This window comes from Nostoc sp. UCD121 (assembly GCF_014222285.1).
Classification (GTDB): Bacteria; Cyanobacteriota; Cyanobacteriia; order Cyanobacteriales; family Nostocaceae; genus Nostoc.
Genome location: NZ_JACKZS010000071.1, coordinates 1 through 17035, shown reverse-complemented (window position 1 = coordinate 17035; position 17035 = coordinate 1). Strand labels below are relative to the sequence as shown.

Annotated in this window: 14 protein-coding genes; 6 read left to right on the top strand and 8 right to left on the bottom strand. The window is 43.1% G+C overall.

The window, feature by feature from the left end; genetic code table 11:
• Positions 1-32: 32 nt before the first annotated feature.
• The 4 genes from GNF10_RS16655 to GNF10_RS16640 form a co-directional block, all read right to left on the bottom strand.
• The gene (locus GNF10_RS16655; protein ID WP_185584669.1) at positions 33-5198 is read right to left on the bottom strand and encodes a hypothetical protein; all 5166 of its coding nucleotides are present in this window, start codon (positions 5196-5198) and stop codon (positions 33-35) included.
• Entirely contained in the window at positions 5168-6505 is a 1338-nt protein-coding gene (locus tag GNF10_RS16650; RefSeq protein WP_185584667.1) for a P-loop NTPase fold protein, read from the bottom strand. Before GNF10_RS16650 ends, GNF10_RS16655 begins: the two co-directional genes overlap by 31 nt.
• Before the next feature lie 570 nt (positions 6506-7075).
• The gene (locus tag GNF10_RS16645) at positions 7076-7933 is read right to left on the bottom strand and encodes an SDR family oxidoreductase (protein ID WP_185585125.1); all 858 of its coding nucleotides are present in this window, start codon (positions 7931-7933) and stop codon (positions 7076-7078) included.
• Positions 7934-8094: 161 nt separating this feature from the next.
• Positions 8095-8325, bottom strand: a complete 231-nt coding sequence (locus GNF10_RS16640) for a hypothetical protein (protein ID WP_185585126.1) — start codon at positions 8323-8325, stop codon at positions 8095-8097.
• Positions 8326-8816: 491 nt separating this feature from the next.
• Here GNF10_RS16640 and tatC point away from each other — a divergent pair, with 491 nt between their 5' ends.
• Both tatC and GNF10_RS16630 read left to right on the top strand, forming a co-directional pair.
• On the top strand, positions 8817-9611 hold the full coding sequence (tatC, locus tag GNF10_RS16635) for a twin-arginine translocase subunit TatC (RefSeq protein WP_185585127.1): 795 nt from the start codon (positions 8817-8819) through the stop codon (positions 9609-9611).
• Positions 9612-9656: 45 nt separating this feature from the next.
• Complete coding sequence (locus GNF10_RS16630) at positions 9657-9989, top strand: tRNA-binding protein (RefSeq protein WP_185585128.1); 333 nt, start codon at positions 9657-9659, stop codon at positions 9987-9989.
• Positions 9990-10061: 72 nt separating this feature from the next.
• Here GNF10_RS16630 and GNF10_RS16625 read toward each other — a convergent pair whose 3' ends face one another.
• Positions 10062-10370, bottom strand: a complete 309-nt coding sequence (locus GNF10_RS16625; RefSeq protein ID WP_185585129.1) for a DUF3067 family protein — start codon at positions 10368-10370, stop codon at positions 10062-10064.
• 228 nt (positions 10371-10598) lie between these two features.
• On the opposite strand from GNF10_RS16625, the gene petC reads away from it, so the two are divergent.
• The 4 genes from petC to GNF10_RS16605 all read left to right on the top strand — a co-directional run bounded on the left by petC (position 10599) and on the right by GNF10_RS16605 (position 14322).
• Complete coding sequence (petC, locus tag GNF10_RS16620; protein WP_185585130.1) at positions 10599-11138, top strand: cytochrome b6-f complex iron-sulfur subunit; 540 nt, start codon at positions 10599-10601, stop codon at positions 11136-11138.
• A 107-nt stretch (positions 11139-11245) separates the two neighbouring features.
• Entirely contained in the window at positions 11246-12247 is a 1002-nt protein-coding gene (petA, locus tag GNF10_RS16615) for a cytochrome f (RefSeq protein ID WP_185585131.1), read from the top strand.
• A 127-nt stretch (positions 12248-12374) separates the two neighbouring features.
• On the top strand, positions 12375-13442 hold the full coding sequence (locus GNF10_RS16610; RefSeq protein ID WP_185585132.1) for an SDR family oxidoreductase: 1068 nt from the start codon (positions 12375-12377) through the stop codon (positions 13440-13442).
• 172 nt (positions 13443-13614) lie between these two features.
• Positions 13615-14322 carry a Uma2 family endonuclease gene (locus GNF10_RS16605; protein ID WP_185585133.1) on the top strand — a complete coding sequence of 236 codons (708 nt, stop codon included), beginning with the start codon at positions 13615-13617 and terminating at the stop codon, positions 14320-14322.
• A gap of 82 nt (positions 14323-14404) precedes the next feature.
• Here the strand turns inward: GNF10_RS16605 and GNF10_RS16600 are convergent, their stop codons facing one another.
• The 3 genes from GNF10_RS16600 to GNF10_RS16590 form a co-directional block, all read right to left on the bottom strand.
• The gene (locus GNF10_RS16600; protein ID WP_069070282.1) at positions 14405-14602 is read right to left on the bottom strand and encodes a hypothetical protein; all 198 of its coding nucleotides are present in this window, start codon (positions 14600-14602) and stop codon (positions 14405-14407) included.
• Complete coding sequence (locus GNF10_RS16595) at positions 14586-14729, bottom strand: hypothetical protein (protein ID WP_185585134.1); 144 nt, start codon at positions 14727-14729, stop codon at positions 14586-14588. Before GNF10_RS16595 ends, GNF10_RS16600 begins: the two co-directional genes overlap by 17 nt.
• Positions 14730-14831: 102 nt before the next feature.
• Positions 14832-16436 carry a glycoside hydrolase family 57 protein gene (locus GNF10_RS16590; RefSeq protein ID WP_185585135.1) on the bottom strand — a complete coding sequence of 535 codons (1605 nt, stop codon included), beginning with the start codon at positions 16434-16436 and terminating at the stop codon, positions 14832-14834.
• Between the last annotated feature and the right edge of the window lie 599 nt (positions 16437-17035).

Here is a 17035-nt window from a genome sequence, read left to right as displayed (position 1 = left end):
ATATATATAATGCTTTCCATCATTCTTCTCCATCACCTATTAGAACATAAGGCCCGATCGCTCTTTGTCACCTTCTGATTAGTCTGCAAATAATCATGTAGCAAATTACAACCCCGTCCCAGTAACTTTTCCAGTTGGATATCTGCTAAATCTTGGAAAATCACTGTGCCATTACCACTACCCGCAGCCAGAGTCTTACCGTCATTACTGAAACTGACGCTGGTTAACTCTTGCTTATCACCTTTTAAAGCAATTAGTAATGTCCCTTCTCGGTTCCAAATCCTCACTTTGTCATCACTGCTAGCAGCCAAAGTCTTACCATCTGGGCTAAAGCTTACACTAATAAAACTATCACCATCCCCAGTAAGATTATTTATCAAATGACCGTCTCGGCTCCAAATCTTCACGGTGCTATCAATACTAGCTGAAGCGATCGCTTGACTATTGGGCGACCAAGCAACCCCATTTACCCGGCGGCTATGACCATTTAAGGTGTAGAGTAATTTACCTTCTAAACTCCAGATTTTTGCGGTTTTGTCATCACTGGCTGAGGCTAGCAACTTACCATCGGGGCTAAAACTTACCCAATTTACTGCATCTTGATGCCCTTGCAAGGTATTGAGTAATTTACCGTCTCGATTCCAAAGCTTGACTGTTTTATCTTTACTAGCCGAGGCAATTATTTGACTATTAGGCGACCAAGCTACACCTAAGACGGTACTATTATGACCCTGTAAGGTGTTGAGCAGTTTACCATCAACACTCCAAAGCTTGACTGTTTGATCTTTACTAGCCGAGGCAATTACTTTACCATCGGGACTGAAACTAACTCCCCAAACTTGACCTTCATGCCCAGTGAAAGTACGGAGTAGTTTACCTTCTCGACTGAAGAGTTTTACAGTTTTGTCTCGACTTGCTGCGGCTAAAGTGCGATCGCCTGGGCTAAAACTGATGCTAGTTATCCAGTCATTATTATCGGCTTTGGGCTTTGGCAGTAAAACACTGTCCCAATGCCAGAGTTTAATAGTTTTGTCCCGGCTTGCAGAAGCTAGGGTGCGACCGTCTGGGCTGAAATTGACGCTGTTAACCCAATTATTATGTCCCTTCAGGGTTCCTAACAGCACGCCTCTAGAACTCCAGAGTTTGATCGTTTCGTCGGTACTTGCGGAAGCGATAAGCCCGTAGGGCATGGCTTCGCTTACCGCCTTACCATCACGGCTAAAACTAACGCTGGTAACTCCAGCACTATGCCCTGATAAGGTTCGCAGTAATTTACCCTCCAGATTCCACAGTTTGATTGTCTGGTCTAAACTAGCAGAAGCAATGGTTTGTGCATCGGTTGACCAAGCGACACTCAAGACTGCATCTTCATGTCCCTGCAAGGTTTTGAGCAGCTTACCATCCCGACTCCATAATTTCACTGTCTTGTCAGCACTCCCAGAAGCAATGGTTTGTCCATCGGTTGACCAAGCGACACTCAAAACTGCACCATCATGTCCTTGCAAGGTTTTGAGCAGTTTACCATCCCGACTCCAAAGTTTTACTGTCTTGTCTGTACTTGCCGAAGCAATAATTTGACCGTCTGGGCTAAAACTGACACTATTTACTACGCCTTGATGTCCTAATAAGGTAACAAGTAGTACGCCTTCTCGACTCCACAGTTTCACCGTCTTATCTTGACTGGCGGAAGCAACAATTTGACCATCTGGGCTGAAACTGACGCTATTAACTACATCTTCATGCCCCGACAAGGTTTTGAATAAGCTACCATTGGGAAGCCAAAGTTTAATGTTAGTATCCGCGCTGGCTGAGGCAATTAAAGAGCGGTCAGGACTGAATGTAACACTATTTACTCCAGATATATGCCCTTCTAAACGGTTATATTCTCTCAACCCAGAAACTGCTTGATATAGCGCCGTCTGTACTTGCTCTTTTGTATAGGAATCAACCCAAACTGTTTGTTGTAATTTTCTTCCCGCCCTTAAACTATCTTTTAAAGCATCGATACCTTTTTGCGATGCAAATAGAGCTTCACTGGATGCACTAAGAGTTTTAATTTCGCTATCTACTGCTGTGACTATAGAAACGCTTAATCCCAATATGGCGAGAACAGAAGCAGTCAAGGCAATTTTCAACGAACGATTTAATTGAGCTTCACTAAGTCTTTGTTTCTTTTGACTTTCTGCAAGTTTAGCTGTTAATTCTTTTTCTTTAAGTTCGGCTCGTAATTGCTCAATTTCTAACTGACTCAATTCTTCGCGTTTGTGCAATTCTCGTAATTCTGTTAATAAGTCTAAACCTTGTTGCGGATAAGGATCTACTAATTTGGATCGCTGTTCATTTTGGCTAAGTTCGCTCTTAAGTCGCTCAATCTCAGTTTGGCTTTGTTCTACTTTTTGGCGCAACTGATTTAGTTGTACCTGTAAGCTCGATTCTTGTTGTTGCAGGTAGCGAATCAAGTCTACTAAATAATCGTGAATTAGTTGATAGCGTTCTGGTACATCAGGAAAGAGTACCACTAAACCGGAGCGTACTAAAATATCTAATACTAACTCTAATTTGCCAGCATCTTCTAATTCTGCTAACTGCGCTGCTAACTCAGAACGAGTTTTAAAAGGTCGGTTGTTACTTTCATCTGTTAATAAATATAAGACGAGTAATGCGGCTCGTTCATTTTCTGGGCCGCAGTCTTTAATCAGTTCTTTAAGATATCTCTCGATGAGTTTGTTAGGTCTATATGGCTGATATTCTTCTAGTGTAGTAATGCGCTCATCTTGAAGTTGCGCTCCTACAACTTGCAATTCAATGGGGCGGACTTCTCCAAATTCTGTGGATAAATCTTCGATTAAGGCATCGATTAAAGCAGGTTCTAAATTAAACTGCGATCGCTCAGTCAATTTTTGGATAATTGCTTTGGCATATTCTGGCGAAAAGTTATTCAGTTGGTAGCGGATATGCTTATCGAGAATGTTATTATTAATCGCTTCTAGTGCCGAAAGATGTTTAAAATCTAACAAACGATGTAAATAATCTTCTCGCAAGGTAAGGATAACTTTGACAAAGGGAATATTCAGGCAGTCGCTAATAAATTTATCAAATTCTTGCTTCTGTTTGCGATCGCTATAACCAAAGAAAAATTCTTCAAACTGGTCAAGAATTAAAACTGTGATCAGGTGGTTATCAGCATTTTGTTTGAGTTGTTGGATAATTCTGACGATGGTGATGGGTGTGTCAGAGTAAGGCAAAGTCTCCGCTTCAATGGCTGTTTCTAAGTTAAGATCGGCGTAGACGGCAAGAGATGCGTCAGCAGACATCGCCTCATTCAAAGATTTCTCTAATTCCCGCACCCAATCGGTATAAACTTGCAATACTACAGGCACAGCTATTTGATCGCCAATAGCTCGATTTTGCAGTGCTGGAACTAAACCAGCAGTGACAATAGAACTCTTACCCACCCCTGATTGACCATGAATCACCGTCAGCTTTTGATCGGCGCGGCTTATTCTCCCAATTAAGTTATTAATATCACGCTCACGACCAGAAGCCGCAATTTCTAAAGCAACGCTGCTACTCCCAGAATGTGACATCAATGCTGGGTTTGTCGCCTGTCTTTGAGGTTGCAAACGTCCGGCACCAATAAAAGCGCGAAAACCATACTGCTGTTCAACAGAACGCCGTTTCTGTCGAATGTAGTAGGCTTCTAAATAGCGACCTTCTTCAAAGTATAGCGATCGCAGTGTCCGCAATAAGCGAATATAACGATGGGCATCATATTGATGGGCGCTGCTTTCTAAGGCTGCTGGCAGTTCTTTTGTTGCTTTTTCTAAGTATTCATGAGCGATTACTAACTCACCTATATTTCGCTGTGCTTTCGCCAACACTAAATAGTAAATTTGCCCCAGCAGTAACGGAAATAAGCAGTTATAAGGGTCATTGTGCTTTTGCGCTTCACCTAATTTCAGCAGCGATACATGCGCTAATATACTCGCCTGTACCCACCGCGATTGCTGCACAGCCACTTGTGCCAGAAAACCATAGTCACAAGCTAATTGAATTTGACTACCATAAGTTTGATGCAACTCCAGAGACTTTTGAGCAACTATCTGCAATTCTTCCCACTCTTCCAGATATTGCAAAATTTCTGCAAGTTGCCCAATAAACCCAGCAACTATATCTAAACGCCCAGCCACCTGCAAAACATTCAAACATTGCTGAAAATAAGATTTAGCTGTGTACCAATGACGACGGTTTTCTGTTTGATTTTGCTCTGCTAAACGGCAATAACAAAGCCCAATATAAAACAGCAAAATTCCCTGTCGCAGAGGTAGCACAGATGGGGGATTAGGAGGCGTAGGCAAAGAAAATACTCCCTCATCCCCCCTAGCTCCCCCTGTTCCCCCTGCTCTATTTCCTATCTCTTCCAACTTTTGCCAAACTTGTAAGCTTTGCTGAAAGTGGCTTAAAGCTGTATTGATGCGATCGCTAATATAATTATCTAAACCAAAAACAAACTCTAAACTAGCGTGTAATTCTGGCTCTAAGGTAATCCCACGATTGTGCAACTCTCCAATCGCAAAGTGGAGTTCATAGCTATTTTTCCAGACTTGCTCCACAGTGAAATAATGCTTTGCAACTTGAGGAGGTTGGTGTTGTGCAGCATCGCTTGGTAACACCGTAGCAAATAAAGAGTCAGTTTCTTGTTGCAAAAATTGCCGCAATGATTGAGTTGTCATCTCAAACCGAATTGGTGTAGCCGCCCAACTAGCAAAATCTGGTGCTAAACGGGCTATCTTTTGCAACACTTCTTCATTCACCCAGACAATCATCGGGAATGGGTGGCGTTTGCGAAATTCATCACGAATATGATTGACAGACCTGAGTAAATCGTCAATTCCATCTACTGACTCTAAACCCAAAATCATCAACGCCGATGGCGGATTCGCTTCAGTTACCAGTTGTAAATGAATACTTGTGTAAAGGCTTCTAGCATTATGCGGCAGAATTACCTTTTGAATATGGTGTACGCCTGAAGAAATTTCTTCGAGTCGTTGCAGCATAAGCTCTTGCAAAACTCGATAATTGCAGCACACCAAAACCAGAGAGAATTGACCGCTAGAAAGGGTAATTGCTCTCCCCAAACTTCTTAAAGCCCGCTCATTAGCTGCTCTTATATCTGCTTGTTGGTGTCGTTCAACCATGATTTAAATTTTTCCGTCTCTGCTAAAACTGGGTTGACGGCAAACCAAGCTCCTTGATGATCTCGGTATTCAAATACAAATAAACTTCTTAATAAAGTATGGTATTCTATATCACCTCTAACCCTCTGCTGTTGCACCACCTGAAAGATTAGTTCCCACTCATGAGGATCGATGGCGTTAGCTCGGTAATCTCGCTGTCTTTGAATTACCAAATCAACACAGTCCCGCTCAAAAGGTGGATCTTGTTCTCGCAGACAGTCAAACAGTAACCCTAGCAAGTCGCGGACATGACCACCACTAATCAAGCACAACCGATCTAAGGTTTCCAGACTATCAAACACCTCTGTAATTAAGCCTAACCGATCGCTAGGTAAAATGTCTGGGAAAGCTCTAGCTAGCACCATTTGCCGCATCATTGCTAGCCCTTGAGGAAAAATTTCTCCAGAGCGCAGACGTACAGGTATCATCGGTAACATTTTTGGTGCGACTCCTCCCCCCAAACGATGCTGAAGTTCGGCGCTATCGTTGGAGAATGTCAACGCTAAAGGAATAGTGTAAACTACATGACAATTCAGTTTGCGTAACTGTTCGCCACGCTGAATAAATAAGTATTCTGGCAGCGATCGCCCCGATGGTAAAGGTCGAATTGCAACTCTATCCAAGTTATCAACAATAACCACCAGTCCTTTTTTACCTCTAGTTTTTAGTTCCTTGATGGCACGTTCTAGCAATTCTTGATTAATTGACTGTAAAATATTTGCTGTTCGCGGTTCTAAATAATCTCTTAACCGCCGCCGCAATTGGGGACTTTCTTTAGTTTTAGCTGTGATTTTGGCAATCCCTACAGACAATTCTGCTTCTACTCCAAGGTCAATTGGCGTTTGCAGAAAATCCACAATTTCACCAAACAACTTGGTAAAGTAAGCAGGTTTGAGCCTGATTCTCATAGCTTCTAGGCTTTCGCTTACTTGTCCCGCGATCGCTAACAAAATATCAGTCACGTCCACATCTGCCATTTCTAAGACATGGGTAGACTCAAAGTAAACTACATGAAATTGCTGCGCTTCTAACTCAGCTTTGAGTCGTAACAACTCCGTTGATTTTCCACAGCCGAGATGTCCTGTAAATAGCTGACAAGTTGGTTCGTCTGGGGAGATTCGGGCGATCGTGCGTTGCAAAGCTTCGATGATTTTGCCACCCCGCACCGCAGCAAAATCGATATAGTACCTGCGATCGCTGGGGTTTCCTATAATTAGAGGTCTGCTCGGATTGCAAGCCTGATAAAATCTTTCTAAATCTAGGAGCATAACTAATCAAGTTCACTCAAGAATGGGGATGACAAAATTTACTGAATAAATATATTGATTTTAGGGAATTTATGCTTTATTTTAATCAAATTACTAACTAAACTAGCAGAATTTCGGATAATTGTTTATACATAAGTTAGATCTAGCACATAGTAATGCTGAGATTTTAGTTAAAGTAAGCAAAATACTACTATAAGTACAAACAGCAAAAATATCTAATATTAAATAAGCTACTCTTATCAATATTAAAAATATCCAACATAAAAAAAGGTACTGTTAAGTACAGTTTTGTAGGTCTCTTGAACCCGTCATCAGCTTGAGTTATTAAAGAGCTTTTGCTACTTTTGCGAGAGAATAATCTACAATTCTTGCAAAATAAGACTTTTAGCAAAAGCGTTGGTTAATTACAACTTCAATTTAGAGTTAATTTTTGACTAGATTCTGCCTCTAGTTACAAAAATAACGATTTTGTTGATGAAAAGCATGATTTTATTGATGAAAACCATGCTTTTGTTCATGACAGCTTTTGAATTCAGAGTGACTACCCCTGAAGTATTGACGATCAGTAGTCTACAATCCCATCGAGTATAAAATTATCTTGTCATGTAGCTTATCAGGCAAAATATGCTTTAGCACCGCTCCAAGTTTGGCATCTGAGCCAACGAGATAGCGCGTCTTGGGTTGTTTTGCAGTAAGCGCATGAACAACAGTCTGAGCGACAATATCCGCAGAAATTCCCTTAGATGCGAGAATCTGCATTTTCTTGCGGACAATATTCATCGCTTGACCGTAGAGATTTTGTGCCGATTGTGGTAAGTCATGCTGTGCTACTTCCGATTGACTTAGGGACTTTTCCCAAATTGGGGTAGCAATGGAACCAGGTTCAATAATTGAAACCGAGATTCCCCAAGGACGTAATTCCATTCGCATTACATCAGTGAGTGCTTCCAAGGCAAACTTAGAAGCATTGTAAGCTCCTAAGAACGGCGTAGGACTCCTACCAGCAATGGAACCCATATTGATAATTCGGCCCCGACTTTGGCGTAAAAGCCCAAGAAATGCTTGTGTCACCGCTAATTGTCCGGTGACATTAACCTGCATCTGGTATTGAAATTCTGCGATCGCTAATAATTCTAAAGGCCCAGGGATAGCAATTCCGGCATTATTCACTAAACCTAAAATTCCAGTACCACCGACTTCATTTGTTACCTTATCAACCGCATCTGCGATCGATTCAGCATCAGTAACATCTAAAAAAATTGGAATGAGTCTTGGTGATCCTTTCTGCTTAAGTGTTTGAGCATCAATATCTTGACGCACGCCAGCAAAAACAGAGAAGCCCAACTGGTCTAAAAGCAAAGCACATGCTTGGCCAATTCCTGTTGAAGCTCCCGTAACCACCACTGTACGTTGATGTTCTACAACCATTAATTTTCTTTTTTTATAATTTGGACTACGAATCACCAATTCCCAATACTTCTCTACGAGAGGCTGCGCCCGCCCTAAGCGTAGCTATGCCGCAGGCTTTACGACTGCGCTCAGTACAAGTTCCCAATTCCCAATTGGCAATTCCCAATTACCAATTAGTATCAATCTTTGCACGTACCAGCCCGAAGACAATCTTCAGTTTGGTCATCTCTAGCTGATATTTGCCAATGCAATATGCGTGACGGAGCATTTGTACTGTAAGCAATTAGAGCAACTATTATCGGAGGCTGGTTTTTGACAATTGTCACATCACTACAAAGACTATTACTTAGTCCAACATTGTATAAATAAACAGGCAATGCCATCATGACAATGCAAATTGTCCGTTTCATACCCAACCTCAGCTAAAAATTTCCGATTGCGCTATGTATGTATAGATGCCACCTTGATGAACCGGATTTTTAAAACTGAGTATTATATGTTGATGTTGTGTGAATTTACCCAGCACTACTAGTAGTGTCTCAACTTGAAATTGATGGGTAGACAATCTCTTAGCAAGGATTTTAGCTTTTATTCTTGCACTAAAATGCTTACCACAAACCATCAGAACAAGTTAGACACACTACTAGCCGCAGAGACGTGATTTCTAAATTATCAGTTCCACCCTTTTTTAGGTTAGGCATTGCCTACAATATGGCTTCCTACTAACTTATGCAGATGCAACCCTAAAAAACAGGACAAAAAAACCACAGCATCCAAAAACATATCTTGGTGGCTGCATTCCCCGGATAAAATAATGAAGAGTGCTGAGTTCCAAGTCCTAAGTGAAAAATCTTGCTTATTACTTAGCACTCAGTTATAAATGTTGCCTACTAGCTGACTCATGCCGCCTTTACAAGACGTAGATACTGTAAACGTTCCCAACATCGATCCAGAAGGATATGGCAATTCAGACACAGATCCTCTTAATGAGTTGCCCGATGAAGTCGAAATGTCCCTTTTCGACCACCTAGAAGAGTTACGACAGCGCATTTTCTATTCGCTGATTGCCGTAGCCATAGGTATTATTGGCTGTTTCTTTGCTGTTAAGCCGATTGTCCAGCTGCTTGAGGTTCCAGCGCAAGGAGTAAAATTTCTCCAACTTGCACCCGGAGAATATTTCTTTGTCTCCTTCAAAGTTGCAGCCTACACTGGTTTAGTACTTTCTAGTCCTTTCATTCTTTACCAAATTATCCAGTTTGTGCTTCCAGGATTGACTCGCCGCGAACGCCGTTTACTGGGGCCTGTGGTTTTGGGTTCGAGTGTACTGTTTGGCGCGGGTTTAGCATTTGCTTATTTACTCCTTATCCCCGCAGCTTTGAAATTTTTCATCAGCTATGGAGCAGATGTAGTTGAACAACTTTGGTCAATAGATAAATATTTTGAATTTGTGCTGTTACTTTTATTCAGCACTGGTTTAGCATTTCAAATTCCCATTATCCAATTGTTGCTTGGTAATTTGAATATTGTCTCGTCTGAACGGATGGTTTCTGGTTGGCGTTACGTGATTATGGGAGCAGTGATTTTAGGAGCCGTGCTTACACCTTCTACCGATCCTCTAACTCAAAGTCTTTTGGCGGGAGCCGTTTTAGGGCTTTATTTCGGTGGTGTTGGGCTAGTGAAGCTCACAGGTAAATAACATAGAAAATAGGTAAAAAGATTTTAATGCTGAGTTTCTGAGCAAATGTTTATTAGCTATAGTGATTTTGAAAAAATCGAGATTCATGTTGGCAAAATCATTAAAGTCGAAGAATTTCCTCAAGCTAAAAAACCAGCTTATAAATTGTGGATAGATTTTGGCAATTTGGGCATTAAAAAGTCTAGTGCCCAAATTACTAAACTTTATGACCAAGAGAAATTAATCAACAGACTAATATTAGCTGTGACTAACTTTCCACCCCGTCAAATAGCTAATTTCGTCTCCGAAGTTTTAGTCTTGGGAGTGGTTTTAGACGATGGAGAAGTTGTATTAATTCAGCCAGATAGAGATGTAACTGTAGGCAAAAGAGTTTTATAGGACATTATGGTATTTTTGTATAAAAAACACTGTGATTACTCAGGAAATTATTAATGTTAATGCAATAACAGGTCATAATATCCATTCCGAAGAACGTTCACCCAAATCTAGAGGAATGCTAACAGCTTTGCCAAGCCGGGGGCGATCGCGTGTTTGGGTAATAAATGTTTGTACTTGTGTTGACCCACCCAAGGCATGAAGATAATTAGCAATGCTGTCAAGATGCTCTTGGTACTCCGCCTCACTCAAGGGAAAAGAAGCTTGCTCCAGATATTTCCACATTACTTGTAAAAATATCTTTCCCTGTGCCCGCCGGAACTGCACATCATAAGAATATCCCCACTTATCAAGCAACATCTGACGTAATTCCTGTCCTGTCATAGCTTTTCTCAATCAGATTTTACATTTAGTTATGATGTTAAGTTCCGTGACTCCAGTATGATAAGGATATAAAGAAATGTAATGCTAACAGAAAAGATGCTTTTTATATCTTGGAACAAAGAAGTATGGCATCGTTGTGAGCGCTAGCATTTCGACTTAGACAAGAGTTCCTCAAGTACAGTACTTTTGTCAAAATGCTTAACAAAATACACAAAGAGCGCGTAGATTATGGCTCAATTTTCTGAATCAGCAGACGTGCCCGATATGGGGCGTCGTCAGTTCATGAATCTGCTCACTTTTGGGACTGTGACTGGAGTAGCTCTGGGTGCATTGTATCCCGTTGTCAACTACTTTATTCCACCGGCTGCGGGTGGTGCAGGTGGCGGTGTAACGGCAAAAGATGAGCTAGGTAACGATGTTAGCGTCGCAAAATTTCTAGAAAACCGGAATGCAGGCGATCGCAACCTAGTCCAAGGACTTAAGGGAGATCCTACCTATATTGTGGTAGATAGCAAAGAGGCGATCAAGGATTATGGCATTAACGCCATCTGCACCCACTTAGGTTGTGTTGTCCCCTGGAACGTTGCCGAGAACAAATTTAAATGTCCTTGTCATGGTTCGCAGTATGACGAAACTGGTAAGGTTATTCGGGGCCCTGCACCCCTGTCTCTGCCTTTGGCCCATGCCAATGTAAGCGACGACAAAATCGTTTTGACCCCTTGGACTGAAACCGACTTCCGCACCGGTGATGCAGCTTGGTGGGCTTAATAATTTCGTCCTTAGTCCTTAGTCACTCGTCCTTTGTTCAGGGCTTAATGACTAATGACTAATGACCAATGACTAATGACTAAATTCAATCGTTGCCCTTACTAGAGATGAGAAATGTTTTCTTAAGAGCGAGGTTAACTCGCAGTGCTAGAGCGATCATCAAAACATTGCTCATTGCGATCGCAACCGTAACATTTTACTTGACCAGCGATCTAGCCCTTCCCCAGTCAGCTGCCGCCTATCCCTTTTGGGCACAGCAAACCTATCCCGAAACCCCCCGCGAACCAACCGGGCGGATTGTTTGTGCCAACTGTCACCTAGCCGCCAAGATTACAGAAGTAGAAGTTCCTCAATCGGTGCTACCTGACACTGTATTCAAAGCCGTAGTGAAAATCCCTTACGATCTTAGCGCCCAGCAAGTTGGTGCTGATGGTTCCAAGGTTGGCTTAAACGTCGGTGCTGTACTGATGCTACCTGAAGGCTTTAAGATTGCCCCCGAAGACCGTCTTTCTGAGGAACTTAAAGAAGAAGTTGGCGACACTACCTTCCAACCCTACAGCGAAGACAAAGAAAATGTCGTCATCGTCGGCCCCTTACCTGGTGAACAGTATCAGGAAATCATCTTCCCAGTTCTTTCTCCCAACCCCGCAACCGACAAAAACATCCACTTCGGTAAATATTCAGTTCACGTAGGTGGTAATCGGGGACGCGGACAAGTTTATCCCACAGGCGAAAAGAGCAACAACACTGTTTACAACGCTTCCGCTACAGGCACAATTACCAAGATTGCCAAAGAGGAAGATGGAGACGGTAACGTTAAATATCTGGTCAACATCCAACCTGAATCTGGTGATGTTGTCGTTGATACGATTCCTTTAGGGCCAGACCTACTTGTTTCTGAAGGGCAAGCAGTTAAAACTGGTGATGCTTTGACCAGCAACCCGAACGTCGGTGGATTTGGTCAAATAGATGCAGAAATCGTACTGCAAGATTCCTCTAGAGTCAAATGGATGATTGCGTTCATCGCTCTTGTAATGTTAGCCCAAGTTATGCTTGTGCTGAAGAAGAAGCAGGTTGAGAAAGTTCAAGCTGCTGAGATGAATTTCTAAATTCTTTGCTAAATCATTTCTTGTAGGACAGGCATCTTGCCTGTCTTTTTTATATATTTAGTTACAAGAAGCCTAGAAATTTGGGGCTTACGATTGCTATAGAAAATTTCCGTACTGGAGAAACGACATGGATGGGACAGCCTTAGTTGTGGGCGCGAGCGGCATCATCGGCAGCAATCTTGCGAGAGAACTGATCGCTAATGGATGGACGACCTATGGGTTGTCCCGAAATCTTAAAAAAGGGGTGGAAGGGTTACGCCCTGTTGCTGCCGATCTGCTCGATCTAGCTAGCCTGAAAACTGGGCTGTCAGACATCGCCCCGACGCACATCTTCATCACAACGTGGATGCGTAATGCGACCGAGGCCGAGAACGTCAGGGTCAACGGCACGATGGTTCGTAATATACTGGATGTTCTGTCACCGAAGGACTCAGTGCAGCACGTCGCCCTCGTCACCGGACTCAAGCACTATCTCGGGCCATTCGACGCATACGCCAGAGGCGGATCGCTGCCAGAAACTCCATTGCGCGAGGAGCATCCCCGGCTCAACGTCGAAAATTTCTATTATGCTCAGGAAGATGAGGTCTATGCCGCAGCAGCCCGTGACGGTTTCACCTGGAGCATTCATCGCCCTCACACTGTCATTGGAAAGGCGGTCGGCAATTTGATGAACCTTGGTACAACGCTGGCCGTATATGCCGCTATCTGCAAGGAAAGCGGGCGTCCGTTCCGTTGGCCAGGTTCTGAAGCGCAGTGGAAGGGCATCTCCGACATGACCGACGCGCGGGTGCTGGCGAAGCACCTAGTCTGGGCGGCGAAGACCGAAGCGGCCCACAACGAGGCGTTTAACGTCGTCAATGGCGACATCTTCCGCTGGATATGGTTGTGGGGGCGGCTGGCTGACTGGTTCGGCATCGATCCCATCGGGTTCGACGGCACAACCCACCCGCTCGAAGCCGAAATGGTGAATGAAGGTGCTGTCTGGCGCGAGATCGCAAAGCAGCATGGTCTCGCCGAGCCGGATCTGAGCCGTCTGTCGTCTGCATGGCACACCGATCTCGATCTTGGCCGTCCGATTGAAGTTATGACCGATATGTCGAAGAGCCGGAAACTGGGATTCTCCATATACCAGAAAACGGACGAGTCGTTTTTTGACCTGTTCGAGCAACTACGCGCAGATCGGTTGATTCCGTAGAACCTCGGTGGATGGCACTGTTAGGGTTTTATGGGTGCCGAATGACAGGAACTCTAACTAAGCAGGGGTTGCAATCTGGAATTTATCATGATTTCTCAGCCTCCCAGTTATGGCGATCGCATTTTGAGCAATATTATTGAATCTAGCCCTAGTTGAGTTGAGGTATCTGACCATGACAGCCTCAGTAGAGTATATCCCCGTTACCCCGATTGAATACCCAGATGAGGACGGTAAGCCAATGGCTGAAGGGGATATCCAGTGCAGTTACTTGGCTTATGCAATAAATACGCTAAGGATTTATTTTCAAAATCACCCAGATGTATACGTCGCTGGTAATCTATTTGTTTACTACGAAAAAGGTTATCCAGAATCGGTTGTCGCTCCAGATGTATTTGTGGTCTTTGGAGTGGAAAACCGTGACAGACGCTCTTACAAAACCTGGGAAGAAAATAATCAAACCCCAGATTTTGTTCTAGAGATTACCTCAAAAACCACCCGTAGCAAAGACCAAGGTGCAAAGAAAGGAATTTACGCCTTTCTGGGAGTACGTGAATATTTTCAATATGATCCTACAGGCGATTATCTCAATCCTCAACTCCAGGGTTTACACTTGGTCGATGGGAATTATTTCCCAGTAGTAGTTAATACCCTGCCAGATGGTACAGTGTCTCTACCCAGTGAAGTTTTGGGGCTAGAGTTGCGCCTGGAAGCAGGAAAACTCCGTTTTTACAATCCAGCTATGAGTCAAATACTCTTAACCCATGAAGAGGAAGCAGCTGCACGACAAGCCGCAGAAGAGGCTCGACAGCAAACAGAGCAAAAAGCGCAAAGATTAGCTGCTAAACTTCGAGAATTAAATATTGATCCAGATAGCCTTTAGCTAAATCAGGCAGTGTTAATAAAATAATAGGGTGAGTATGATTTACCCAGCCTAATTATGCTTACTGCATTAGACAATAATCTCAAAGTTCTCCATTAATCTTACGCCTGATGATTTCCATCTGGGCTTGCATATCAGCTTCTGTCACAGGCATAGGATAGCCTTTAGAATTAGGGTCACGTTTGCTCATTAAAAAACGTAGAGCTTCAATGTCTTCGCGGTTTTCTACGACGTAAGCTCTCAACTCTGTAAAACTCATTTGCTCATAATTCTGGTTCATTGACAAAATCCCAGATTCCATTACTTAGTACAATGACTTGGAGTTCATCTCCAGCTAGGATATAAACTTGCCCTGTTTTGTCGTCAAATCGAAATAAGCGGATGTCTTTGTAAAGATTTGACAGCATTTGACAAACCCTTACACAGGCTAAGGCTTGCTCTGTTGTTGGTAAAATAAACGCTCCTCACTACTAATATAGGGTGAGCATTGCTCACCCTACTGCTGTTGATTATTTTGTGTGAGACGATAGCGGACGATAGACGCGATAGTTGATTTCGGGGAAGATATTATCCATTAACTCGACTTTTTCCAGCCAACCACTGTCAACTTTGCCGACTTTAACATCTTCGTAGAGCTTATTGAACCGCATCAGGTGCGATCGCGTCCGTCTAATTGCATAGGGTACCATTGTTCCCGTCCGCATAATAAATGCCCAGTCAGAAGATTGTGCTAATAGCAGTTCCCGCGCCGCTTGGTTAAGCGCTTTCCACTGCAATTCATCCTCTGGTTCTAGGTGCGAGATTTCAATCATCCGTTCAGCAGCTTTGTGCAAATGCGGATAAATCCACGCATTCGTTTCGTTCAACCAATATTCGTGGAAACCCTTGAAACCCCAACTCGACTGCGAAGGACGACAGACTTGCTGCGTTGGCTGATCTCGCAAATAGTCTGCTAAATGAGTCATTTGATATGTTTTTTGGTCATACCACGACTTGCGGAATAGGTAATCGATGAACCAAGGGCCTTCATACCACCAATGTCCAAATAACTCTGCGTCATAAGGCGAAACGATAATTGGCGGACGCTGCATTATACCATAGAGATGCTCAGTTTGCCGCTCTCGGTTATACATAAAATTATCAGCGTGTTCTGCGGCCTTTTCTTTAGCCCAATAAGGATCGTAGAGTGCTTTATCTGATAGACCTAAGCCACGCCCAGTAATTTTGTGATACTTAATGCCCGTATTTTTCCGTTGACCATTGGGCATAATGTAGGGCTTGATGTACTCATATTCTGCTTCCCAGCCCAAATCTTTGTAAAATTCTCGATATTCCGCCGCCCCAGGATAGCCTACCTCAGAAGACCATACCTGTTGGGAAGATTCATGATCTCGACCAAAGACAGCAACACCAGTTTCTGTATAAATTGGCGCATAAGTCCCAAAGCGCGGACGAGGACGGGCATAAAGGATACCATGCCCATCAGTGAGGAAGTAGCGTAACCCCGCATCGGCTAGCATCCGGTCTAAACCTTCATAGTAGGCACATTCCGGCAACCAAATGCCTCTGGGTGCTTGTCCAAAGTTTTGCTCATAATGCTCGCAAGCTACCTGGATTTGCGCCCACACCGCCTCTGGATACATTTTCATCAACGGCAAATACCCGTGGGTAGCGCCGCAAGTGATAATTTCCAGGTTATTACTGTCTTGGAACTTCTTAAAAGCTGTCACCAAGTCACCGCCGTAGCGTTCCCATAGCTGACGCGCTTCGCTAAACTCAGTAGCGTAATGTTCGGCTAAATAACGAAGATGCCCGTTGTTGACATTATGTTCTGCTTCTAGTGCTATAAGTTCTTCTAGTTGGGCTAAGTGTGCTTCATAGCGTTCTTGAAGCAGAGGATCGCGGAGCATCGACACGAGAGGTGGTGTCATGCTCATCGTGATTTTAAAGTCGATACCGTCTCGCTTTAAGCCTTCAAATACTTTCAATAAGGGGATGTAGGTTTCTGTGATGGCTTCATAGAGCCATTCTTCCTCCAGCACGTAGTCACTTTCTGGGTGACGAACGAAGGGCAGATGTGCGTGGAGTACAAGCGCGACGTAGCCGATAGACATAGTGATTTTGGGGTGATACTTGTAAATTGAAGGTCGAGAGGTTTGGCTGAAATTAACAATATTTTAAGACTTTATGGGGATCGTAAGAATAGTTTTCAATTCAGTTAAATACAGTTTTTATGGGGTGTACAACATTGTTGTGCCTCCACGGCCTTTTGTTGTTAATTAGTTGTCAAATCTGCTTATTTGTTTATTGTATAATCCTGTACTGAAAATATTTACTCAGGTTCAATGCCTGCGGCTTGTAAGGGTTCTGCCAATTTTTCAGCTAATTCACCGTCAACCATTCAAGGTGTGTTAGCACACTGCACAACACACCCTATTCTTACTTAAAATTTATATTTCTTCATATAAATTGAATTTTATCGCCGACTTATTTAACCCAGAGTTTGCTTTTTATTCTGGATGAAACAAACGTAATTCACTAGACAAGATAGTTTTTCTCTTTGATATCCATGCTCTGGCGACAAACCTTTGTATACAAGTGCATAAGTGCAGCCCGTCGTAGACATCGCACTCCTTATACCAAGTTGCGATAGATAGTATTATTTAGGGGAAGTAAAATCGGTGTACAGCGATGCCTCGTACTCGAATTAAGA

What these genes read in the sequence shown, in the direction of transcription:
- GNF10_RS16655 (WP_185584669.1), bottom strand. Translation starts at nt 5,198, where the DNA reads ATGGTTGAACGACACCAACAAGCAGATATAAGAGCAGCTAATGAGCGG.
- GNF10_RS16650 (WP_185584667.1), bottom strand. Translation starts at nt 6,505, where the DNA reads ATGCTCCTAGATTTAGAAAGATTTTATCAGGCTTGCAATCCGAGCAGA.
- GNF10_RS16645 (WP_185585125.1), bottom strand. Translation starts at nt 7,933, where the DNA reads ATGGTTGTAGAACATCAACGTACAGTGGTGGTTACGGGAGCTTCAACA.
- GNF10_RS16640 (WP_185585126.1), bottom strand. Translation starts at nt 8,325, where the DNA reads ATGAAACGGACAATTTGCATTGTCATGATGGCATTGCCTGTTTATTTA.
- tatC (WP_185585127.1), top strand. Translation starts at nt 8,817, where the DNA reads ATGCCGCCTTTACAAGACGTAGATACTGTAAACGTTCCCAACATCGAT.
- GNF10_RS16630 (WP_185585128.1), top strand. Translation starts at nt 9,657, where the DNA reads ATGTTTATTAGCTATAGTGATTTTGAAAAAATCGAGATTCATGTTGGC.
- GNF10_RS16625 (WP_185585129.1), bottom strand. Translation starts at nt 10,370, where the DNA reads ATGACAGGACAGGAATTACGTCAGATGTTGCTTGATAAGTGGGGATAT.
- petC (WP_185585130.1), top strand. Translation starts at nt 10,599, where the DNA reads ATGGCTCAATTTTCTGAATCAGCAGACGTGCCCGATATGGGGCGTCGT.
- petA (WP_185585131.1), top strand. Translation starts at nt 11,246, where the DNA reads ATGAGAAATGTTTTCTTAAGAGCGAGGTTAACTCGCAGTGCTAGAGCG.
- GNF10_RS16610 (WP_185585132.1), top strand. Translation starts at nt 12,375, where the DNA reads ATGGATGGGACAGCCTTAGTTGTGGGCGCGAGCGGCATCATCGGCAGC.
- GNF10_RS16605 (WP_185585133.1), top strand. Translation starts at nt 13,615, where the DNA reads ATGACAGCCTCAGTAGAGTATATCCCCGTTACCCCGATTGAATACCCA.
- GNF10_RS16600 (WP_069070282.1), bottom strand. Translation starts at nt 14,602, where the DNA reads ATGAACCAGAATTATGAGCAAATGAGTTTTACAGAGTTGAGAGCTTAC.
- GNF10_RS16595 (WP_185585134.1), bottom strand. Translation starts at nt 14,729, where the DNA reads ATGCTGTCAAATCTTTACAAAGACATCCGCTTATTTCGATTTGACGAC.
- GNF10_RS16590 (WP_185585135.1), bottom strand. Translation starts at nt 16,436, where the DNA reads ATGTCTATCGGCTACGTCGCGCTTGTACTCCACGCACATCTGCCCTTC.